The organism is Mesorhizobium sp. B263B2A, from assembly GCF_020165775.1.
Taxonomy (GTDB): domain Bacteria; phylum Pseudomonadota; class Alphaproteobacteria; order Rhizobiales; family Rhizobiaceae; genus Mesorhizobium; species Mesorhizobium opportunistum.
This window is the reverse complement of record NZ_JAIUIU010000014.1, coordinates 62,537-84,257: the sequence shown is the minus strand read 5'-3', so window position 1 is coordinate 84,257 and position 21,721 is coordinate 62,537. Positions and strand designations below refer to the sequence as shown.

The 21,721-nt window shown below is 58.9% G+C and carries 12 protein-coding genes and 3 pseudogenes; 11 read left to right on the top strand and 4 right to left on the bottom strand.

Annotated elements, in window-relative coordinates; all coding sequences use genetic code 11:
- Window positions 1–65: 65 nt before the first annotated feature.
- Window positions 66–4,130, bottom strand: a complete 4,065-nt coding sequence (locus LB568_RS21300; RefSeq protein WP_064993343.1) for a hypothetical protein — start codon at window positions 4,128–4,130, stop codon at window positions 66–68.
- A gap of 283 nt (window positions 4,131–4,413) precedes the next feature.
- Between LB568_RS21300 and LB568_RS21295 the strand changes: the two genes are divergently transcribed.
- Both LB568_RS21295 and LB568_RS21290 read left to right on the top strand, forming a co-directional pair.
- Window positions 4,414–4,752 carry a helix-turn-helix domain-containing protein gene (locus LB568_RS21295; protein WP_064993359.1) on the top strand — a complete coding sequence of 113 codons (339 nt, stop codon included), beginning with the start codon at window positions 4,414–4,416 and terminating at the stop codon, window positions 4,750–4,752.
- Window positions 4,742–6,022 (top strand): type II toxin-antitoxin system HipA family toxin, encoded by a 1,281-nt coding sequence (locus LB568_RS21290; RefSeq protein ID WP_064993344.1) that lies wholly within the window; start codon window positions 4,742–4,744, stop codon window positions 6,020–6,022. The genes LB568_RS21295 and LB568_RS21290 overlap by 11 nt, the downstream gene beginning before the upstream one ends.
- An 83-nt stretch (window positions 6,023–6,105) precedes the next feature.
- On the opposite strand, the gene LB568_RS21285 is transcribed toward LB568_RS21290, so the two are convergent.
- Both LB568_RS21285 and LB568_RS21280 read right to left on the bottom strand, forming a co-directional pair.
- Window positions 6,106–7,509, bottom strand: a complete 1,404-nt coding sequence (locus LB568_RS21285) for a radical SAM/SPASM domain-containing protein (RefSeq protein WP_064993345.1) — start codon at window positions 7,507–7,509, stop codon at window positions 6,106–6,108.
- A gap of 16 nt (window positions 7,510–7,525) precedes the next feature.
- On the bottom strand, window positions 7,526–7,705 hold the full coding sequence (locus LB568_RS21280; protein WP_064993346.1) for a hypothetical protein: 180 nt from the start codon (window positions 7,703–7,705) through the stop codon (window positions 7,526–7,528).
- A gap of 393 nt (window positions 7,706–8,098) precedes the next feature.
- Here LB568_RS21280 and LB568_RS21275 point away from each other — a divergent pair, with 393 nt between their 5' ends.
- The 3 genes from LB568_RS21275 to LB568_RS21265 all read left to right on the top strand — a co-directional run bounded on the left by LB568_RS21275 (window position 8,099) and on the right by LB568_RS21265 (window position 13,225).
- Entirely contained in the window at window positions 8,099–10,873 is a 2,775-nt protein-coding gene (locus LB568_RS21275; protein WP_140698301.1) for a caspase family protein, read from the top strand.
- 115 nt (window positions 10,874–10,988) lie between these two features.
- Window positions 10,989–12,035 (top strand): hypothetical protein, encoded by a 1,047-nt coding sequence (locus LB568_RS21270; protein ID WP_064993349.1) that lies wholly within the window; start codon window positions 10,989–10,991, stop codon window positions 12,033–12,035.
- Window positions 12,036–12,766: 731 nt separating this feature from the next.
- Window positions 12,767–13,225, top strand: a complete 459-nt coding sequence (locus LB568_RS21265) for a MucR family transcriptional regulator (protein ID WP_064993350.1) — start codon at window positions 12,767–12,769, stop codon at window positions 13,223–13,225.
- Window positions 13,226–13,348: 123 nt separating this feature from the next.
- On the opposite strand, the gene LB568_RS21260 is transcribed toward LB568_RS21265, so the two are convergent.
- Window positions 13,349–15,178, bottom strand: coding sequence for a phospholipase D-like domain-containing protein (locus LB568_RS21260; protein ID WP_176479562.1), 1,830 nt, complete (start codon window positions 15,176–15,178; stop codon window positions 13,349–13,351).
- Between the two features lie 117 nt (window positions 15,179–15,295).
- On the opposite strand from LB568_RS21260, the gene LB568_RS21255 reads away from it, so the two are divergent.
- The 6 genes and pseudogenes from LB568_RS21255 to tdh all read left to right on the top strand — a co-directional run bounded on the left by LB568_RS21255 (window position 15,296) and on the right by tdh (window position 21,413).
- A complete protein-coding gene (locus LB568_RS21255) occupies window positions 15,296–16,126 on the top strand; it encodes a hypothetical protein (protein ID WP_198327536.1) in 831 nt (276 codons plus the stop codon).
- Between the two features lie 84 nt (window positions 16,127–16,210).
- Window positions 16,211–16,873, top strand: a pseudogene (gene glyA, locus LB568_RS21250) (serine hydroxymethyltransferase); the annotation flags it as partial.
- Between the two features lie 54 nt (window positions 16,874–16,927).
- Window positions 16,928–18,104 (top strand): annotated as a pseudogene (metK, locus tag LB568_RS21245) (methionine adenosyltransferase).
- Window positions 18,105–18,213: 109 nt separating this feature from the next.
- On the top strand, window positions 18,214–19,206 hold the full coding sequence (locus tag LB568_RS21240; RefSeq protein ID WP_086081358.1) for an adenosine kinase: 993 nt from the start codon (window positions 18,214–18,216) through the stop codon (window positions 19,204–19,206).
- Between the two features lie 5 nt (window positions 19,207–19,211).
- Window positions 19,212–19,727 (top strand): annotated as a pseudogene (locus LB568_RS21235) (hypothetical protein).
- 651 nt (window positions 19,728–20,378) lie between these two features.
- A complete protein-coding gene (gene tdh, locus LB568_RS21230; RefSeq protein WP_086081359.1) occupies window positions 20,379–21,413 on the top strand; it encodes an L-threonine 3-dehydrogenase in 1,035 nt (344 codons plus the stop codon).
- Window positions 21,414–21,721 lie beyond the last annotated feature (308 nt).

The window sequence follows — 21,721 nt, the reverse complement described above, 5'->3', positions numbered from 1 at the left end:
CTTTCCGCGAATAGAAGCGACCGAACCTGACTCCACTATATTCTCACATGGCTCGAAGCGCCGTTTCAGCGTCTTCCGCTGATTAGATCGAGGACAACCACCTCGATCAGTGGCTGGCGCGCCTCGGGAATCGCGGCCTTCAACATTTCTTTCATCTCTTGGGCGCTCGCGGGCGCGGGAAGCCCGTTGGGCCTGGCCTTCAATCGCCTACCGCTCGCCGAGGGCATATTGCCGAACCACAGGACGCAGTAGATGCCGCGTTGTTCGGAGCGCCAGTCGACGAGATATTGAACATCGAGCTGGTCGGTCGCCGCATCCCAGACATTCGGGTGCCACTGACCTTTGACCTCGATGGGCAATTGCATCGTGCCGCGCGCGAAGGCGAGATCCGCCCGCTTGGTCTGAGGCATGTCCGCCTCCGTAATCCGCTGGATATCGTAGCGGGCCAATTCCGGTCCGATCATCGCCGCCAGCCGGTCGCGGCAGCGGTTCTCGTCGCGCGGAACGCCAGCATCCGTCCAGAATTCTACAACCGTATCGAGATCATCACCGGCGAGCTTGCGCCGCGCGATGTCCATCTCTTCCAGCACTATCGCCTTCAAGTCTTCGATATTGCCGGGCGGTCCGTCGTCGAGGAGCGCTGTCAAATCGCTCGGCGCCAGCCCTGAAAAATCCTCTTCCGCCCGCTTCTGCCGCTGTTCTGCTGCCATGTGCCGGATCAGCTCGGCATAGCCGTCATTGGATCCGGCAACGAGGCGCGCCATGGCTTGGCTTGCTTCGACGCTGGTGTCGCCAGCGATCAGACCAAGCAGGGAGCGCAGAAAGTCAGTTGCGTCATAGTCGTTTGTGTCGCCCGAGCCGACGCCGTTGAGCACTGCGTAGGGCCAATGCCCACGAAACTCGGTAATGATCCATTCCGCCTGTGCGACCGACAGCGGCATCATACCGCCGCCCCGCTCGAATTGGATTCGGTTGCGCAGGAACCAGATGAACCTAGGATGACCTGCACCGATCGTGTTGAGATCCGGCCTCACCAACTCAAAACGCACCAGCACATCAATTGCAAGCCACGACAGCATATGATCGAAATTGCGAAACACCATCGCGGCGCGCGCCTCTGCGATATCGCGCAGTGCATCGACCGCGCCAGCCTGGGTCAGGCAGTCGACCAGCCCTACTTCGACCTGCTCGGGAACGTTGGGAAACGCCGTCAGCCATTCAGCGGCCAGCGCAGCTCCGGTCGCCTGCCAGGCAGGATCGTGGGCGAGCTTGTAGAGCCCGCTGACATGATCGCTGCCGGCTGCCAACGCCGGTTCCATCCAGAGCCGCGCGAATGCGATGCGGGATTCGGCAGTGGGGATGACCTCGGCCTCCAGCGCGGCTTGCAGCCGCTCCTGTTCATTCTCAACGCTCCAGCCGTGATCGTCGTAGCTGAGCAGCAGGGCCGCCAGTTTGAGAGAACCCGGAAGGTCGGCCAAGCTCTTCCCGGTGCGCAGACGCTCATAAAGTCCGGCCATGATCGGGCCGCTGTAGTTATAGAACGTCCCATGTGCGAAACCCTCAGCGATTTCAGCGGCGGTGGGCAGATCGGGGCGATGAAGAACGGCCTCGAATCCGGTCAGTGCGTCGTCACCCAGCGCCGGTCCAAGGAGGCTGACCAGACGCTCGGCCGGCGGCAGGTCATTCGGCAAATCGCGGGATGACATGCCAAGATAGGCTTCGGCGGGCTCGAAGATTGCCGTGAGTCCGCCGGAGCGCAGATCGTCGCGCACCTTTTCCAACTGGTGGCGTACCACTTCGAAGGCCGCCTTCTGCTCGCGCACCCAAATGGCTTCCTTCTTGTCGTGACGGACCTTCCAGGCGGGCTTCTTGGGATTTTCGAGCTTGCGCAGGAACCTAGCCAGTTGCTTGTCGCCGCGCCGGAACGCTTCCGCGGCCAGCCGCACATTGGGATCGAGCCCGCTTGGGCCCCTGGCAATCTGCAACAAGTCCTTCCAATCTTCACGCAGGCCAGCGTCTTTTGTGTCGCCTTCGGCCAAGCGAGCGAGCGCGCAGACAATGTCGCCTGGTCGTGTTGTGAGCCCGACCAAACGGTGTTGTAAATGGTGCTCGGTCGCCCACAGGCTATCCTTGCGGCGGTCAGTCGCAAGAACGTGCTCCTGGACCGCGCGTCGCAACGCATCGTGCGTCGACAATCGGTCGGCCAGGCTCTGGTATTCTTCACGATGGGAGCGATGGGACCGTTCAATGATCTTGAGCCAGCGCCACAGCGCAGGAGCTTGGGCCGGTCCGGTAATGCCTTTATCAATTGCCTGGACGATCAGCTGAGCCACGATGTCTGCTACTTCGCCGGCCTGCCGCCAATCGTCGTTGGTCAAGAGTTCCGCATATTCGGCGATCAAATCCAGTATTCCGGCCAGTCGTGCCGTAGCTATCGTGTCGAACAGGCGCCGATATGGGCGGATTGTGTGGACGCGCCGATCCCTGCGGCGTGGCAGCGGACAACTTGTTAAGCCTAATTCGCCGAACAATGTTGCGACCAGCACCGCGTCTGGCACATCGCCCTCAATGGCTTGGATCAGCTTGCGCGCAAGGCGCGAGGTGTCGCCGCCCTGATCAGCCAAAGCTGCCACCGTCGCCTGCCACCAGGCGCGGTCGCGATATGGCATGAGGGCGTCCGCCGCGTCGGCGCGCTCGGCGTAAAAGCGCTCTCTCGACAGGACGATTACTTCGAGCGTGTCGGCCAGCTCGGCGGCCAGGGATGTGCCCTTCAATCCTTCTATCAAGAGCGAACGCAGATGCACACTGCTCGTTGCCGCCGCGATGATATCTTTGATCTTGGGCTTGAGGGCCGCGATCATCAGGCCCGCCGCCGTCTTGATGTCCCAATCGGCCGACCGGAAATACGGATCGTCGTGAGCGAGCCTGCGCAGCGCCTCGAAAAGACAATCGGCCAGATGCGGGGTCAGCGCAGCGGTCTCCCCATAGCGAAGCACACCGTAGGGGTCTTCGGCGATGATCCGCTCGGCCATTGGCGGGCTATGGTAGCCAAGCCAGGCATGAATGCCGCGCAGACTTGCGGAAACGCCGCCGCTGCCCTGCAATTGTGCCAGAACGCGGCGCTGCGTCCGCGGAGTGGTGGCCTGTCGCGAGAGCCAACGTGCGCCGAGATACTCTGCGATGACGCGGTGAATAAGTTTGGCCCGCGAAGGACCAACGCTGTGAAATAGCTTGCAGGAAAAAATCGCCCGCGCGGCCTTGGCGCTCGGCAGCTTTTCCAAATCTGACAGTCGCAGATCACCTTGCTGAACCTGCGATGCGCCCGCAGCGCTCGCAGCTTCAGCGCCCGAAAACAAAAGGCCAGCAGCAATTGCCCCTGCAGCATCAAGCGCTTCATCCTGAGTGAGTTGGGCCAATCCCATATTCTGGCGATCCGGATCGTGCTCAGGCCAGACCAATGTACAGACGCGCTCGAACAAGGCAGCCCGCGTCCCCGGCAATTGCACGTCGGTCTCGGCGACCCGTCCAGTCAGGCCAAGCGTCAAGGGATTTCGATAAAGCTCTTCCAATCCGTGTAAGGCGAGATGGTCGAGCACATGGTTGGGATCCACGGTTGAATACCGCGCAACGAGATAGGCGCGCGCTTCTGAACGGTTGAAGGGTTCGAGCGTCAGCACAATGGGATCGGCACCGTAGAGTTGGCGCAGGTCCGTTATGCTGCGCGCCTGCCATTCGCGCGAGCGGCACGAGAGGATGAACGGCGGCGAACCGGCCTCTTCGAGCTGGGCGAGGATTGCATCGACGGCGTCGCCCTCGCGCTTGGACATGGCCTCGTCGAGGCCATCAATCAAAATCGGCTTGCCCATCGCCACCAGCTTGGCCGGGTTCTTGCTGTTGATGAACCGGATCGCGGTCACCGGTTCAACGATTAACTGCCGTCCGAGCTCGCGCATGAGCTCGCTCTTGCCCATGCCAGGCTCGCCAAGAACGATCTTGTTACCGGCAAGAGCGAGAAGCCCCGGCTCATCAACCCCGGGGTCGAGTTTGGAAGTATCGCTGATCGTCAGCCGGCGCTTGAAATAGGCCGCGGCCGCATCTTTTGCAGAGGGCTGGGGAAAACCGCTTGTCATCTAAAGTTTCCTGCGGAGAAATTTCAGCTTCAAAATCACCATGAGTCGCCCTGACGTCAGTGACGCATAGCAGGCTGCCGTTGTCGACGCTTTCGCGTTAGCAGGCCCTAATGTTGGGCCGCAAAAAGGCCGTTTCCGCAGCTTAATTGTACCATAAATAGGTCGCAAAGTTATTTTTCGTCCTATTTATGAGACTCCGTGACGAGCAATGGCTTGTCAGAGGGATTTTTGCGCTATAAATGGAGCGCAAAGCGGTAAAAAGTACCATTAATGGAACATGATCATGGCTAAGCCCGCATCGAGGTCTTATTCGCGTTATAGCCGCGACGCCGCGCTGCTCCTAGGGCAACTCATCCGGCGCGCACGCATCGAGCGTCGCATAACTGTCGAGGAGCTCGGTGAGCGTGCCGGTCTATCGCGTGGTCTCGTCCACCGTATTGAACGGGGCGACCTCGGCTGCGCTATCGGCGCTGTCTTCGAGGCCGCGGCCGTCGTGGGAGTAAGGCTGTTCGATAGCGACCTGGCAACGTTTGCCCAGCACATAGCGGCGAACACCGCAACGCTGACGCTTCTTCCCCAGGCCGTACGCACGTCAACCGGTCCGGTGAAAGATGACTTCTGAAAACGCACCCCGCGAGGCTTTTGTCTGGATTTGGCTGCCACAAGCGACGGAGCCGGTTGTTGCCGGACTGTTGACGCGTGACGGCGACAAGCTGCTATTCAATTATGGCCGTTCCTACCTGGCCCGCGAAGACGCGATCGCGATCTACGACCCCGAATTGCCGCTGAAGGCAGGCGGATTGCCGCTGTCGCCTGGTCTTTCGATGCCCAACAGCATTCGCGACGCAGCGCCTGATGCCTGGGGCCGGCGCGTCATCATCAACCTTATCCTGGGCAAAAAGGGCAACGCGATCGATCCCGCGGCGCTGGACGAGCTCACTTACCTGTTGGAGTCTGGATCTGACCGCATAGGCGCGCTCGATTTCCAGGCGTCGCCCAGCAGATACGTTCCACGCCAATCGCGAAGCGCATCGCTGGAGGAGCTTTTGAGCGCTGCCGCCCGCGTCGAAGAGGGTGTGCCGCTGACGTCCGAGCTGGACCAGGCCTTGTTTCATGGAAGCTCCATCGGCGGAGCCCGGCCGAAAGCACTGATCGCCGACGCGGATGCAAAATTCATCGCGAAATTCTCCTCTCAAGGCGACGTCTACAGCGTGGTAAAGGCTGAGTTCATCGCCATGCGGCTTGCCGGCATGGTCGGGATCAATGCGGCACCGGTGCGCCTGACACAGACCGTAGGGAAGGATGTCCTGCTCATCACCCGTTTCGACCGGCAAAAGTCAGGCGATCAATGGCGCCGCCGCAGCATGGTTTCTGCACTGACGATGCTCGGCCTCGATGAGATGATGGCGCGCTATGCCAGCTATGAAGATCTGGCGCCGATCATCCGCCATCGCTTTAGCGATCCAAAGAAAACGCTGAAGGAGCTGTATTCGCGGGTAGTCTTCAATATCCTTTGCGGCAACACGGACGACCATGCCCGCAATCATGCCGCATTTTGGAATGGCTCCGAGCTGGAGCTGACCCCTGCCTACGACATCTGCCCGCAGGCGCGCGCCGGCAACGAGGCGGGCCAAGCGATGTTGATCCTCGGCAACAACCGATCAAGCCAGGTTGCGGTCTGCCTTCAGGCACATGCGGTGTTCCAGTTGTCTAAAGAGGACGCCACCGCGATCGCGGCGGCACAGATCACAACGATCCGCGATCAGTGGGATCGCGTCTGCGAGGAAGCCAATCTTAGCGTCATTGATCGTCAGTTGTTTTGGCGAAGGCAGATCCTCAACCCCTTCGCGCTCGAGGGCGCTCCAGAAAGCCTGAGAGCCCTGCTTCAGTAGAGCAAATTCGCCGTCGCGCGGAGTTCGCAAGACCCGCGATCCGATCAGTGTTGACACGACCCCCGCCTTGACTTCTCACAAGCCTAGCGACGATCGGGCGGCGCGGATTTGAATTGGTCCGTTGCGGTTAAGGCAAAATCGGTTGGTAGCTGCAGTCCGAGCGAGGATGTCAATCGCCTCGGCAGCATGGTCCGCCAGAATTCGCTCTGTTGATCGAGCGATGCCGTATCGCGCTCCAGGTGAAGCTTTGGGCAAGCCCCCCAGCACAGCGGCAGAAAGGAGCATGTGCTGCACTTTTCGTTGCGTGTCGGATCGAACCCGTCCCACCATTGTTCCTGCGTGGCTTGTTGTGCGGTGGATTCTCGATCGAGTTGTCCGACAGCGCGGTGCGGTTCGGTAACCTGGAGGCCGCAATTGTACAGGGATCCATCAGCGCCGATGACGATCGAATCCTCGGCAATCGCAGCACACACGGATCTTCTTGGGTGGGGGTAGCGATCCAATGCGGCTGTCTTGTCGAGATAGATTTCTGGGACGATGGCGCGCACGACATCCCTGGCGGCCTCGAATTCCGCATAAGCCAGCTCAGTCTTGCGGATGAAATCGACCTCGGTTGAGTAAGGCGTCAGTTTAGCGATCTGCAGCGTTGCCTTTGACCCCTTCTCGAACCAGCCGTTTGTCATCCCGAATTCGGCGAGCAAAACGAGATCCGCACTGTTCTTCGTACCCAGGTTGAAACGGATATCAACGGTCACATCCCGTTTGAGAGCTTCAATCAGTCTGATAGCGCCCTGAAACTGATCCTCGCCGGAAAATCCGCGACGGTAGCGCCGTACCTTGTTATGGGATTTGCCAAATCCGTCGAAGGTGACCTGAACGCGCTCAATCATGTGGATGCGGGCGAAAGCCAAGGGATCGCCAGGCCACAGTGTGCCGTTGGTCAAGATCGACGCTGAGTACCGCCGTCCCAACTGATTGCAGAGTGCCTGGAGCCGTGACGATGCCTTTTCCAGAAAGGCCCGATTCAACATCGGCTCGCCGCCATACCAATCAATGTGTAGGGCTGGCTTGCCGGAAGCAGTCAGAATGTTTTCAACGCGCTCGACGATCTTATCGACATTGCCAAACTCAAGCGTGGATTCGTCCCGCTTCTGAAAACAGTAGAAGCACCCTAGATTGCAATTGTTGGTCGTAGTGATGGTCACAATGATTGGGGACTCTGCCTTGGTCTGCAGGAAGAGCTCCCGAATTTGCTTTATTTCGTCGAACCCCGGCTCAACAACAAATCCACCGCTCAGCAAGGATTGCGACAGCGCTTCCCCTAGATTGGTGAGATCGATTTTTGCGGGGTGCCTGCAAAGAGCGAAGCCGAGATCGGCAGCATCGCTCCCCGCAAAATGACGCGACGCTCCCGTTCGCGCATTGTAAAGAATGATACTGCCGGTCTTTGTAGGGATCGAGAAATTGTAGCGTGATGTGGAGTACATGGCACGCTGCCAACCGTCAGCTCTGCTCGATCAGGGCCACGCAGTAGGTTGCGTCATAGCCGCAAAGTGTCGCAAGCGGCTTTGAATTGCCCTTTTCGTCGGAAACGCTGACTTCAACCTGCTCTATGGTTACGCCCGGCTTGACCTTGATTGTAGGCTCGCGGTCAGCAGATTCGATGAGAGTAATCTTCGTCATGACTTACGATCCCTCCTCGTGAAGACCCACACCCGCATAGTCTGCCCGAACTGGCGACTTGGCAAGTAAAATCGAGTCGCGCTAATTTCGCGATGCAGAGCCCCGGACGGCTAATGCTTCGTGGATCGTCGAAGATTGTTAGCCGCGGAAGAAATCGGTCACATTGGCTCGGGGTGAGCGAGCCGTTTCCGCGCCAGCGGCCCCCGCAATGACCTTTTGCAGGATTAGCGGGGTCAAGAGCCCGATCTGGAATGCAGTCAATGCTTGCGCCTGACTGCCAAAATTCAACCAAGTGAAAGCGCCGGATACAAATATCATCAGCGCTGTGATAATCCAGTAGAGTGCACTTTTCAGGTATTCTGGAAATCGCGGATTTGTCCTTAGGCCATACCAATGAACAAGCTCAGCGACGAACCCTCCGAAAATACCAACCAGGAAAACGCCGAGCGCAGTGGTCAAAGCTACTCCGCCGCTCATGATCAATCCTCCAGCGATGTGCATCCTTCCGGAAGCGTTTGTAGTATAGCTGCCGATCGCTTTTCCAGCCCTATCTACATGAGTTCACGGTCTCGGCTTCGCTATTCTGTGGAGGGAGCCTCCGCGCTGGCCAATGCGATCGCCGTTCTGGCTTCCAGCGATGCCCCCACAGGGCTTTACGACGAGAACCTTACCCGCAAGTCGCTTGAAGCGATGTTTCGAGAGATTGGCGCGAGTGAAGAAGTCGGAGGCTGCGAACTCATCCTGGTCCTTTCGGGTCATGGTGACCAGAGCACGGACCAGACCTGGTTCTGCACCTATGAGGCTAATCCTGACCAAATAGACCTCACCGGCGCCGGGCTTGCCGATCTTGTCATGCTTGCCAGACCGGCGAAGGTCTCGGCGGTTTTTGACTTTTGCCATGCCGGCGGCGTTGCGAAGGACTTTCGGGCAGCGCTATCGGGTCGACTTGGCGACGACAACATCCTGGTCCTCTCCGGCGCCACTTCGCAGCAATTGGCTTACGAGCACCCTGCTCTCGGCCGAGGCCTGTTCACGATTGCCCTGCACGAAGCGCTCGTAGACAAGCGGCTCTTTGCACTGGCCGCAATGCCCGGGACCGCTACGCAGCCGTCGCCCGGGGGATCGGCGTCGAGCGACCTGGCGCGGCTCTTTGTTTTCGCGAGGGAGCGTACCGAGCAACTTGCCTACCTCTTCGCCGGCGGTCGCAGGCAGTCGCCGGAGCTTTGTGGCTCCGGCCATCTTGCGCTCGAATGGTCCGACAAGACCATTGGGCCGCCCTTAGCCCCCGAACCCAGACGAGCCTTGGCTGGAAGGGTACGGCGCGTTTTCGGTTGGAGTGCAGCGCTTGTAGTCGCCATCTGCATGCTCCTGTACTTCCTGCAATATCACATCGCCGTGCAGCCGAACGGCTGGATCGAGGTACGCCCCGGCCCGCCATGGATGTCCTCATTGCTTCCGAGCGCGATGGGATCGGGAGTGCAGTTGGCGATTGCCGCCGACGATCTCGAACCTGCTTCGCCGCGTTGGGACGAGCAACGCATCAAGGCGCGGACAGCCCTGATGCGCGGCGGTGTAGGTGGGCTTGTCAGTCACCCGATAGGCGACCAGGAAAACTGGGAATTCCGGCTATCGTCCGAATTGTCTAAGGACGCCGGTCGACGGCTGCATTTTGTCTCTTCGCGCAGCGGTGTGATTGACGTCTGTGATTCCAAGGACGTCAAGCGCGACCGATTGTGGGATTACCAGTTTGCGCTCGAAGCTGCGCTGCTTGATCGAGCGCGGTCTTGCCCCGCGACATATTTCCTTTTGAACGGTCCAGAAATCGATGATCTCTACAACGTCGACGACGTGCGAACGGTCGCCGACTATGGCCTATCGGAGCTTTCCGATCAGGCTGTGCGGACTTACCTCGCCGGGCTTGCCCTGGCTTTTGGTGAGCTCCGGGACGAGGACGCGCGGCGACGCTCGTTGGAGGCCGCTATCCTGTTGACCTCCGTTCGGGCAGAACGCGACGTTGTCAGACCATCGGACTGGCTCGCCTTTCTACGGTTCGTCGAGGATGTGGCGGGAAGTCCCAAACTCACCTTGGCGCCGAACGCCGCGGTCTTTCCACGCTTGGCCAGGTGCGCGGCGAGTTGGTGCGAGCTTTCGACAAAAATCGTCGAATACTTCGCTGCTGGCCCGCAAGCGTCGGGCATGGGCAACGGAGCCGGAATGATGATGTGGTTGATGGCAAAGGACTCCGAAAGACAAGCCGCAGAGGGCTCCGCCACCAGCTCCTGGTCACTTCCACCAATATTGCTGCTCGCCCGCCGCGGCGAACTTAACGGACGTGATCTCGATCTGATCATTCGGCGATACGGCTTGCTCGTTATCAACCACGACATGTTCTGGGTGGACCCGACCTGGTTGCCACGTTTCGCGCGCGTGCTTCCGCTAAGCGAGGAGTGGAGCACACCGTTGTGGGGTTGTGTACTTGGCACGTCTGGTAAAAATTCGTCCTGCTTGCCGATTGATGCCAGCCTTGCTGCGCGCGTGCTAGCGGCTCAAGGTCGCTTCCTCAGTGCCGAGGCGTTAGCTCAATTGGTCCTTCGACTGGACAACGGCATCAAGCAAGACCGTGATGTCGCGGCATACGCGTCCGAGATGGTAGACCTAGCATGTTGGACGCCCATGCCAGATCGATGGGTTTCAGGGTTGGAAAAAGGCGTTGAGTACGACATTCAGATAGCACCGCCACGCAGCGCCGATCCGCTTACCGGGGTCCAAATCGTTGAGGTGACGGATGTGTCAGTCGCGCAGGCGCTGTCGGCGGCTTTGAGGAGCGATCATGGGAGTTCGCCAGCAACGATCAACCTCCTCGTAAGGTACGCCTCCAACCACTTCTCTTACGCAGGCCTTGATGTCCTTTATCGCGCGCTGGCGCACAAACTGCGACCGACGGGCGACCCAAGCGGATTCGACCTTGTGCGCTCGCTCCAGGACTTCGCACCGGACGCACAAGCAAGAGCGGTCCTTTTGCGGGCCCTGTCAATTACAAGACCGCGCAGTCTGCTTACCGACGCGCGCATCGCGGATGGATCGGTCTTCTGGCGTCTCGATGCGGTTCTTGCCGCGCGCCGCCAACTTGGCGACTACCAATTTGAAGAAGACCAATATTGCGAGTAGCAACGGCGACGATTTTGGCCGCGCGCCAGCCGAAGGAGCTTCATCCCATAGGGATCTGGCTCGCCCCGGTTTCTCCCAGTCAAAGCGATAATGCATCAGTCATAAGGAACAACGAATGCCATTGCTCTTCTGCAACATTGCATGGATGAACCACTATGCCGGCAGGGATCCGAACGATCCTCCGAAAGGCGGCGGCGGGTTTCCAGTTCTGGAAGGCTTTTGCGGTGAGGAGTTGAACTTCGTTGCCTGTGAAGATGGGTATGTCTACGGCCACTTCGAAACCATCAAGGGCGAAGAGGATCGGCAGGTCAACATCCAGCGCCTTGGGGCCGGTCCCGAGGACGACTTCCTCGATGGCGTCGATATAGTCTGGACGGCTCCGACACAGGGGAGCGATCCGCGCTGTGTGGTCGGTTGGTACCGAAACGCGCGCATCTACCGTCATCGACAAAAATTCAACGGCCAATTCCCATCGGTGCGGCACGTGGAGGATGAAATCACCAGCTTCCGTGTCAAGGCCAGGATCAAGGACGTCAGGCTGTTGCCTTCATCGGAACGACGCATGAAGCTTGAGCGAGGTCCCGGTTGGAGCGGCCAGGTCAGTTGGTGGTACGCGGAAGATACGAAAAACCGCAATGCGCGCGATTTTGTCCGGTCTGTCAGAAAACTTCTTGAGGGCGAGCGTGAAACTAGGCGCCCGTCGTCGGCAACCCGCAGAAAACGACGAGCTGGGGAAGCTGCATCCAATGCGTATTCGCGTTATGTGGAAAAATATGAAGCCGTGGTCCATCCCCGCCACAACAGATTGCAAAGACGGTTCGAAGCCTATCTTAAGGATCGGTTTCCTGGCGTGACCTTCCCGGCCACCTTCTGCGACGACTTAAGGTACGTAGCTGACAAGCGAGATGAGGTCATGGTTGAGATCAAACCAACCGAACCGTCGACCCTTAGGTTCGCGATTCGAACAGCCATTGGGCAACTTCTTGACTATCGGCAGCACCAGCGGTGGAACGGCAAACAGTTGATAGTTGTAGAGACTGAAGTGACGAACGCTGATGATCGAGCGCTGGCGTTCGACAACGGTTTCGGCCTAGCGTGGCCGATCAAGGATGGCGGTTTCGCATTTGCTTGGCCACCCAAGCGTCGGCAGGCTGTCATTTAATCAGCAAGGTTCACGCCGGGGACACTGCCAGCCGCATTTTGGAGTGTGCCGGCGCGGCGACAAGCTGGTTCACGTTTATCACCCCAAACGCAGCAAAAGCGATATCGGGCAAGATGCGAAGGGTTTGTCCAGAAAGAGGCCAGACACGCTGCTTATGCCAAACTCATGGATGCCATCTTGGCGCCAAAGCGGTTGTCATCTCTGGGCAAGCAATCCCAAGCGCCTGCCAAAGCGCCGACGTCAGCGCGGGGTCATCAACGGAACCGCGCTTTCGTCGAGGGACAATGGCGTACAAGACGGAAGCACCGAAATGACCGCGATAGCGACCAAAGGCAGTGCGGTGCTGGAGAAAGTTCGTGACCCTGAGACGGTTTAACAGGGCGGCCGAAGGAGCATCAGCATAGCGCCGACGCAAGGCGGGATGCGGGACCGACAGCCCCCGGCGAGGGGCGCCAAATGAAACGCCGCCAATGCCGACTCGCCGACCCATCTTTGGTTCGACCGAGCAATTCTACATGTGCGCATCGCTCCCATTGGCTTCTGCAAATGACCGCGCTGCTTTCACCAACCATCACACAGCCTGCGCGCACAAGTACGGCAGAGGCCGACTAGGTCGGCCTTAGGGGATAGACCGCACCTTTAGGAGGTTCTGGCTGCCGCGATTGGCGCGCGCTCAAACTTGCACTACATATTCACCCTTGGGCAATTGCGTATCATCAGGAGAATATATTTTGAGCGAGGAAAAAGAAGCTGAGCAAGCCGATCTGGTCGGACTGACCGCGGATATCGTCTCGGCATACGTTGCCAAAAATGCCCTGCCAGTGACCGGTCTCCCAGATCTCATCAGTCTAGTTCATTCGACACTGTCGGGCATCGGTCATCCAACGGCAGCCCAAGAGCCGATCGCGCAGCCTGCGGTCAATCCAAAGAGATCGGTGACGCCTGACTTCATCATTTGCTTGGAGGATGGGAAAAAGTTCAAGTCGCTGAAGCGCCACCTCAGTGTTCATTACGGGCTGACGCCTGAGCAATACCGTGAAAAGTGGGGGCTGGCGCGAGAGTACCCGATGGTCGCGCCGAATTACGCGGCCCAACGCTCTGCATTGGCAAAGTCCAGCGGGCTTGGGCGGAAGCCGGGGGCCAAGGCGACGCAAAAGGCAACGACCAAGCGAACATCACCGCGCCGTTAGCGCTACGCGAACGGTCTTGATAGGCCGCAACGAAAATTTTGCGGCCCGCGGGACCAATCGCTTCAGAAGGTGCGCAGACGTGCAGGTGGCGCTCGCCTGGTGAACGCTTGGGCCCATTTCAGGTCAAATCACAGGCAGCTTCTTTTCGCCCTTGAATATGTCGTGATCGTCCGGTGCCGCCTGGCTCCAACTTGCGTCCGGATCGGCGAAGAACATTTGTCGCTTGTGACACTTGGCATTGTCGTCGGCATAGTAGGCGATGAGCCATTTGCCCGATGGATCAAGTATCCCAACCTTGGCTTCGCCACCCAACTTTTCGATCTTGTTGATGATGTCGCGAGAGTAGAAGTGGCGAAATATCCGGTCAAACTCTGTCAGGTAGATATCAGCGACCCGGGTGTCGCCGCGGATCAACAGCATGTTCTCGTCATTTGCGGTAAGGGAGCCTCCGGAAAAATTCGCCGATCCTGTGCAGATCAGCGGATCCTGAGATAGAGGATCGATCAGCAGGAATTTGGTGTGGATGAAAAAGACGAATCCATCGCCGCTCTGGCGTTCCAGTTCCTCATCGAGAAACCAACTTTCGATCTTGAAATGAGGTATCGGCACGATCTTGGTGACTTTTTTTCCCGTGGCGCTACGCCCAGTCCGCTCTTCAACTTCCATCTTCTCTTTGCCAAGGATGGCGCCGTACGAGAATTGCAGATCGGCTGGATTCTCCTGCTGTGCCTTTTCGATTGCCTCGGTCGGAGGCCGCTCGAGCAAAATGAACCGCATCGACGGCCCTTTCGCGGCCATGGGCGCCAGAATCTTGGGATCGACGGAAAAGGCACCCGTAAACATGGAGGACGTTTTTGCGTCCGCGATACGCGCGCCGTACCAATCGAGCATTCGCGTGCTGGTGCGCGGTGAAAACACAAGCGTGACGCCAGGACCGACAAGATTGGCTGGGTTGGGGGTCAGACCGACAGCTGCAACCGTTGCGTGGTCGTCATCGGGATCGCTGGTGAGACCGGTCCAGAATTTAAAATAGGTTTTTGCAACCCCGGCATCGGTCACCTTATGTCCGACGTTCGTCTGCCCCAGAAAGCCGGAGGGCGTGAAGTTGGTCGAGCCTGTCCAGACCGAGACAGGGTCGGTCCCGCCAGCAAGACGCACGATGAACTTGTTGTGGGGGATTTTGGTTTTCGTGCGCCGAAACAGTATCGTGCGGTTGCCAACCTTCTCCGCTAGCCCAGCCAGTTCTGCGTTCGCGTTGTTGACCTTTGTGTCGTGGAACACTATGCGTACGTCGACGCCACGGTCGATAGCAGCCTTCAACTCCTTCGCGAAGCGCAAATATGTGAACTCATAGGCCGCCACGCGCAGCCCATCGCCCGCGGGTGTCTCCCGAATATGGGCGATACACGCTTCAAGCAGGCCGCGCGACAACCACGCGACCTCCTTGTTTTCCGGATCGTTATACTCGTCGTCGCCGAGCGCCTTGTTGCCGAACTTTTCGGCGAAGGCCTGGCTGGCGATGGCACCACGATTGAACCAGATACCATGTCTGCCGTCGTCTTCTGCCTCGGTGGTAATGTCGATACTTGCGGTATGGCGGGCTTCAAGCGCACCCGGCTCGCCGAACATGGCCGAGACTTCAAATTCATATCTGGTCTGCGGATTGGCCTGATAGTCGCTCCACATAAAGCTTTGAATCGGATGCTCGTTCGTGAAGAACCGCGGTATCTTGCCATCCTCCGCAGCCTTGACGCCCTGCGGGAACAGCTTCTCGAATATCTTCAGTCCTGTCAGCCACGACCATTCACCACCATTGACGCGGCGTCGAAACGCGAAGCCTCTCAACCCCCGCGCATCCGCCTTGGACAGATCCAGCGCCAGCAACACGACGCGTGTCCCCGCAATGGCGTGCACTTTCAACTTGCCGTTATCGGATGCCCCCATTTTCCGCATTCTTCCCTCCTCATGGCAATGCTGAACGGGATTATCTCTCCCAAACCATGACATTGAATTTCAAGTTCTGAATGGAATCAATCATGCTTATGGCAAAAATTTGTGGCATGTGACCACATGTTAGTTAGCCAGATACTTGATGGCGCAGAATATGGCGACACTACAGCGGGCTCACACTTCAACGTCAGCAATAATTGCCGCCGCTCGGCATGGGTGGTGGCGGGCAAATTTTCATTGCGGTTGCGCCGAAACAGGTTTGTGCGTGCGATTGCCGGTTCTTTCCGGAAGGAACGACGATCGATGAAGGCACAGATTCAGGCCAACTATGAAGAGCGCCTCGGGCGCTATGCCGCGCTTGTCCATGGGAACAACCCACCGGGTCTGGTGATCAAGCTGGCAACGTATTCGTCCCTATTGAAACAATGCGAAGAGCACGGGGACAGGCTCTGGCGAATAGAACCACTACTTTACCAGATCATGCGCTCGATCGAAGTCGATCTCCATCTTGCCACTGCCAAGCTGCTTGAAAGTCCAAGGCGCAGCGACCGCAGCTTATTCAGGTTCCTCGAGTTTTGCCTCGACAACCAGATGCACATCGCCTGGAAATCGGGGACACCATCTCCAAGCCTGATCAAGGAACAGCTCAATGAGCTGGAAGCCCACAGGACGACGATTGCGATGATCATGGGCCGGCGGGACAAGTTCTTCGCGCATCTCGATAAGCGCTATTTCAGTGATCCGAATGCCATCTACGCCGACTACCCCTTGGACGAGTCCGCTGTAGTCGCTCTGGTGAATTGCGTGATCGGCATCATTTCATATCACCAACGAAACCTTGATGGTGCCATGGCCTTCCATGTCGGTGAGTTCTACCAGATCGCAGTCGAAAATATCGTGCGCAATCTCGAAGCTGGGCGAAAAGTGAATTTTCCGGGCCAGTTGGACTGAGAGCGATCGGCTCGACGCCAATGACGCCTGGGGCGGATTTCAAGAAGGCGCTCAAAATCATGACATTCGGAAAAGTACCGCACCTATCCGCGTATCTTTGACTACGAGGCAATGGCCAAAATTGCTTCGGAGGTGAACTCCTACCTGGTGGCCGACATCGCCCACATCAGCGGCCTCGTTGTCGCAGGAGTGCACCCCAATCCTGTAGGCCATTGCGATGTGGTCACCAGCACCTCTCACAAATCGATACGCGGTCCCCGCGGTGGCTTCATACTGTCAAGGAATGAAGACCGCTATCAGGCACTCTATCATTCCAAGAGCAAACACAATCTGGCCAAACGCATAGACCGTGCCGTGTTCCCTCTCCTGCAGGGCGGACCGCACATGAATACGATTGCAGCGCTAGCTGTCGCTCTGCACGAAGCAGGGAATCCGTCGTTCCGAGTGTACGGTCAGCAGATCGTCAACAACGCCAAGGCTCTGGCCCAGGCGCTTCTGGAGCGAGGTTATGAACTCGTCACGGGGGGCACTGACAATCACATGCTGATCCTTGATCTACGGGACCGGCCGCTGTCCGGGAAAGCCTATGCCGAGCGCTTGTCGCAAGCAGGTATCATCACGAATTTCAACATGGTGCCGGGCGACCGGCGGCATCCCGCGCTCACCAGCGGCATTCGGTTAGGCACGCCAGCAGTGACGGCCGACTTCTGCGCTGCGTTCGACGTACCTGGCATCTCCGACAGATAAGATGGCCGGATCAGCTGTCACATTTAATTCCAACGTTTGAAGCGAGGATATTCCATGACCAGACAATTCGTGTTCTCCTCCGAATCCGTCGGCGCGGGACATCCCGACAAGATGGCCGACAATATCTCAGATGGCGTCCTCGATGCGATTCTTCGCAAGGATCCTCAGGCTCGCGTTGCTTGTGAAGCGTTGGTGAAGTCAGGGATGGTCGTTCTGGCTGGCGAGATCACCAGCCACGCGCAGATCGACTACAGCCAAGTTGCCCGCGATATCATTTTGGACATTGGATATGACGACGATGCGATCGGCTTTGACGGGCCGTCGTTGCGCGGTGATCTTGGCCCTGACCGAGCAGTCGCCTGACATCAGCCAGGGGGTCGACGAGGGACGAGGGCAGGATCTCGAGCAGGGAGCGGGAGATCAGGGCCTCATGTTCGGGTACGCATGCAACGAGACCGAAACATTAATGCCTTTGCCAATCCAACTTGCTCACGATTTGACGAAAAAACAGGCAGAGGTGCGCCAAACTGGACGCCTTGGCTGGCTCCGCCCGGACGTTAAATCTCAGGTGTCCGTCCGCTATGAAGGTTTGCGACCGGTAGCGCTCGATACCATAGTCCTGTCGACGCAGCATGATGATGAGGTCTCACAGGCCACCGTCCGCGAAGGCGTCATTGAGGAGATCATAAGGCCGGTCTTGCCCCATGACCTGGATACGACGGGAATAAGGTTCCTGGTCAATCCAACCGGCCGGTTCGTGGTCGGCGGGCCGCGAGGCGATTGCGGGCTTACCGGCCGCAAGATCATCGTCGATTCCTACGGCGGCATGGGGCGTCACGGCGGCGGTGCCTTTTCGGGCAAGGACCCGTCCAAGGTTGATCGGTCGGCCGCCTATGCCGCGCGGTACGTCGCAAAAAACGTCGTTGCCAGCGGACTTGCGGAGGTGTGCGAGGTTCAGCTTGCTTACGCGATCGGTGTGGCCGCACCGGTCTCAGTCCTCATCAATACATTCGGAATCGCAAAGATTGATGAAAAACGGATCGAACGCGCCGTCCTTGAGCTTTTCGATCTCCGGCCGAAAGGCATCATCAAGGCGCTGGATCTCTTACGGCCGATTTACCGCAAGACCGCGACATACGGACACTTCGGCCGCGAAGAGCCGGAGTTCACCTGGGAAAAGACGGACAGAGCTGACGACCTGTCGCGTGAGGCAGGACCCGCAGCTGCTTGATGCGTCGGTATTGGATCCTTTCGGCAAAGGACGACCCATTCCACACTCGAAAGAAACACCCCGGGCCGGCGTGGCAAGAAGCCGGCTCGGGTTTTTGGCGGAGATTTTGATGCCGGATTATGACGTGCTTTGCATCGGCAATGCCATTGTCGACATCATTGCCCAGTGCGACGAGGAATTCCTGGAGACCAACGGCATCATCAAGGGCGCGATGAACCTCATCGACACCCACCGCGCCGAACTGCTCTACAGCCGCATGGGCCCGGCGATCGAAGCCTCCGGCGGCAGCGCCGGCAACACGGCGGCCGGCGTCGCCAGCTTTGGCGGCCGCGCCGCCTTCTTCGGCAAGGTCTCCAACGATGCGCTGGGCGAAATCTACGCGCACGACATCCATGCACAGGGCGTCGCCTTCGACACCACGCCGCTCAAGGGCGAGCCGCCGACGGCGCGGTCGATGATCTTCGTCACCCCTGACGGCGAGCGTTCGATGAACACCTATCTCGGCGCCTGCGTCGAGCTTGGGCCGGAGGATGTCGAGGCCGATAAGGCTTCTGGCGCCAAGGTCACCTATTTCGAAGGCTATCTGTGGGACCCGCCGCGCGCCAAGGAAGCGATCCGCCAGACGGCGAAGCTGGCGCACGCGGCAGGCCGCGAAGTGTCGATGACGCTGTCGGATTCGTTCTGCGTCGACCGCTACCGCGACGAATTCCTCGAGCTGATGCGTTCGGGCACGGTCGACATCGTCTTTGCCAACAGCCACGAGATCAAATCGCTCTACCAGACATCCTCGTTCGACGAGGCGCTGGCGCAGATCCGCAAGGATTGCCAGATCGCCGCCGTGACCCGCTCGGAAAAAGGCTCCGTGATCGTGCGCGGCGACGAGACGGTGGTGATCAAGGCGACCGCCATCAAGGAACTGGTCGACACGACGGGCGCCGGCGATCTCTATGCCGCCGGCTTCCTGCATGGCTACACGCAAGGCCGCGACCTGCAGACCTGCGGCGACCTTGGCTCACTGGCGGCCGGCTTGGTGATCCAGCAGATCGGCCCCAGGCCTCGGCAGAATCTGTGCCGCGAGGCTGAGCAGGCGGGGTTGTTGTAGGGGGCATATCGGCAAGGTGCTGCCGGGCATCTCCCCCTCAAGGGACCCTCAAGGGGGGAGATCGGCTGTACCTATGGAAACATTATCTCGGCTGGGCTGTCGAATGCTTCGGCCTCGCTTCTACCGGCGTGGAGGACGCGACCCAAATTCACAGCATATGTGCTACTCGGAGTTCAATGATCATCGATTCTATCGCTGAACTGGACGCGGACGTCATCTCGATCGAGACGTCGCGCTCCAAAATGGAACTGCTAGACGCCTTCACGAAGTCCTAATATCCGAACGAAATCGGTCCTGGCGTCTACGACATTCACTCACCACGTGTCCCAGAAGTCGGCGAGATTTTGCATCTCGCCCAACTTGCCCGCGAGCGACTGTCGGATAGCCAACTGTGGGTCAATCCGGACTGTGGTCTCAAAACAAGGAAATGGGAGGAGATCCGCCCTGCCCTCATCAACATGGTCGCTGCAGCAGGGGCGCTGCGGGAGAAGGCCCAGGCGCAGGCCGCTGGGTCCCTGTGACGGCAAATATGTGACCAGCGGGCTTCGCGGATAATTTGAGGCAGAAAGGACGCCATCGAGAAGCCGCGCGCAGGTCGGTAGACACGAGGGGGGCTCGGCATTGTCGTCCAGCCGAAGGCCCGCTGGACGACTGAGCGGCGGGGCTATCTGGGAAGCCGCTTCTGGTCAGAGGACGGATGATCTAGAGCACGAGGTGGGAGAAGGCGGCTTCGTCCATGAGCTTCTGGCTCTGACACAGCCAGCGGTCAGCAGACACTTCACCGAGGGGCACGTTTGCGGATGCCGCCTGTGCGTCCGCACTATTGAGATATCGCGGTGAGATCGACCATCGAGAGCATCGTGTAGAGTGATTGCGCCGCATGTGGCGGACATCGACAACATAGCCCGAGCCGCAAGCTACTCTCATTCCTCATCGTTTGAATTGAAACTTCGCTGCATCTGGCGCGGCGCTTGCTCGGTTTCCGCTGAGGTTCGCTGGAACTGGATCTTCACGCGCCGCTCGCGGTGGAGTGTTGCTTCGACACCATGGCAGCCTCGACATACCCATCGGTCCAGAAATCTCAGCTGTGCTCTCCGAACCCCACCTTTCCGTTGTGCGGCTACCAGAGGAGAGGCGAGAGTGGAATCAAACCAAGGTGTAAGGAGCATCTGATGTCGAACATGATGAAGGCGCTGGTGAAAGCCAAGGCCGAACCGGGCATCTGGATGGAAGAGGTGCCGGTGCCGGAGATCGGCCCCAACGACGTGCTGATCAAGATCAAAAAGACGGCGATCTGCGGCACAGACGTGCATATCTACAATTGGGACCAGTGGGCGCAAAAGACGGTGCCGGTGCCGATGGTTACCGGCCATGAATTCGTCGGCACCGTCGCCGATTTCGGCGCGGCGGTCACCGAATACAAGCTCGGCCAGCGCGTGTCGGGCGAAGGCCACACCGTCTGCGGTCATTGTCGCAACTGCCGTGCCGGGCGAGGGCATCTCTGCCGCAATACGCTCGGCGTCGGCGTCAACCGGCCGGGTGCCTTCGGCGAGTATCTGGCGATCCCGCAGCACAATGTCGTGCCGATCCCCGATGATGTGCCCTACGAGATCGCCGCGATCTTCGATCCGCTGGGCAATGCCGTTCACACCGCTTTGTCATTCGATCTGGTCGGCGAGGACGTGCTGGTCACCGGCGCCGGGCCGATCGGCATCATGGGCGCGCTCGTCGCCCAATGCGTCGGCGCGCGAAAAGTGGTCATCACCGACATCAATCCGGTGCGGCTGGCGCTTGCCAAAAAACTCGGCGTCCAGCATGTCGTGGATGCTTCGAAGGAAAAGCTGCGCGATGTCATGCCGGCACTCGGCATGACCGAGGGTTTTGATGTCGGCCTCGAAATGTCGGGCGCAGCCCCCGCCTTCCGCGACATGATCGACACCATGAACAATGGTGGCAAGATCGCCATTCTGGGCATCGCGCCGACCGGCTTCGAGATCGACTGGAACAAGGTCATCTTCAAGATGCTGCATCTCAAGGGCATCTACGGCCGCGAGATGTTCGAGACCTGGTACAAGATGATCGCGCTTGTGCAGGGCCCGCTGGATGTTTCCGGCCTGATCACCCACCGCATCGGAATCGACGATTTTCAGGCCGGCTTCGATGCGATGCGCAGCGGTAGTTCGGGCAAGGTGGTGATGGACTGGTGAGGCGATTGGCCGGCCTAATGCTGACGGACAGCGCCCTGGCCTGCCGAAGATCTCCAAGAGCGGGAGCATGGCTGGTGCAAAACCATGGCTCCTGCCATCAACGTGCGACGCTCAATCGCGCCGCGACCTATCACGGCCCAATCGGACGGCAGCGCCTGTGGCAATTCGCCAGATGGGTCAAGGAACGCTCACTGGCTCCGACGCGATCACCTGTTTCGCAATGCCTAGGATCGAGGTCGAGGTGTTGTGGGCGTTTCAGTTGGCAAGACGGGATTTGTGATCTCCGGTCGCTTTCCGGTCACCGAATG

Bases quoted from the DNA above. Each gene is read 5' to 3' on its own strand.
- LB568_RS21255 (WP_198327536.1), top strand. From the start codon at position 15,296: ATGTTAGTTAGCCAGATACTTGATGGCGCAGAATATGGCGACACTACA.
- tdh (WP_086081359.1), top strand. From the start codon at position 20,379: ATGTCGAACATGATGAAGGCGCTGGTGAAAGCCAAGGCCGAACCGGGC.
- LB568_RS21280 (WP_064993346.1), bottom strand. From the start codon at position 7,705: ATGACGAAGATTACTCTCATCGAATCTGCTGACCGCGAGCCTACAATC.
- LB568_RS21290 (WP_064993344.1), top strand. From the start codon at position 4,742: ATGACTTCTGAAAACGCACCCCGCGAGGCTTTTGTCTGGATTTGGCTG.
- LB568_RS21270 (WP_064993349.1), top strand. From the start codon at position 10,989: ATGCCATTGCTCTTCTGCAACATTGCATGGATGAACCACTATGCCGGC.
- LB568_RS21295 (WP_064993359.1), top strand. From the start codon at position 4,414: ATGGCTAAGCCCGCATCGAGGTCTTATTCGCGTTATAGCCGCGACGCC.
- LB568_RS21285 (WP_064993345.1), bottom strand. From the start codon at position 7,509: ATGTACTCCACATCACGCTACAATTTCTCGATCCCTACAAAGACCGGC.
- LB568_RS21275 (WP_140698301.1), top strand. From the start codon at position 8,099: ATGAACAAGCTCAGCGACGAACCCTCCGAAAATACCAACCAGGAAAAC.
- LB568_RS21260 (WP_176479562.1), bottom strand. From the start codon at position 15,178: ATGCGGAAAATGGGGGCATCCGATAACGGCAAGTTGAAAGTGCACGCC.
- LB568_RS21240 (WP_086081358.1), top strand. From the start codon at position 18,214: ATGCCGGATTATGACGTGCTTTGCATCGGCAATGCCATTGTCGACATC.
- LB568_RS21300 (WP_064993343.1), bottom strand. From the start codon at position 4,130: ATGACAAGCGGTTTTCCCCAGCCCTCTGCAAAAGATGCGGCCGCGGCC.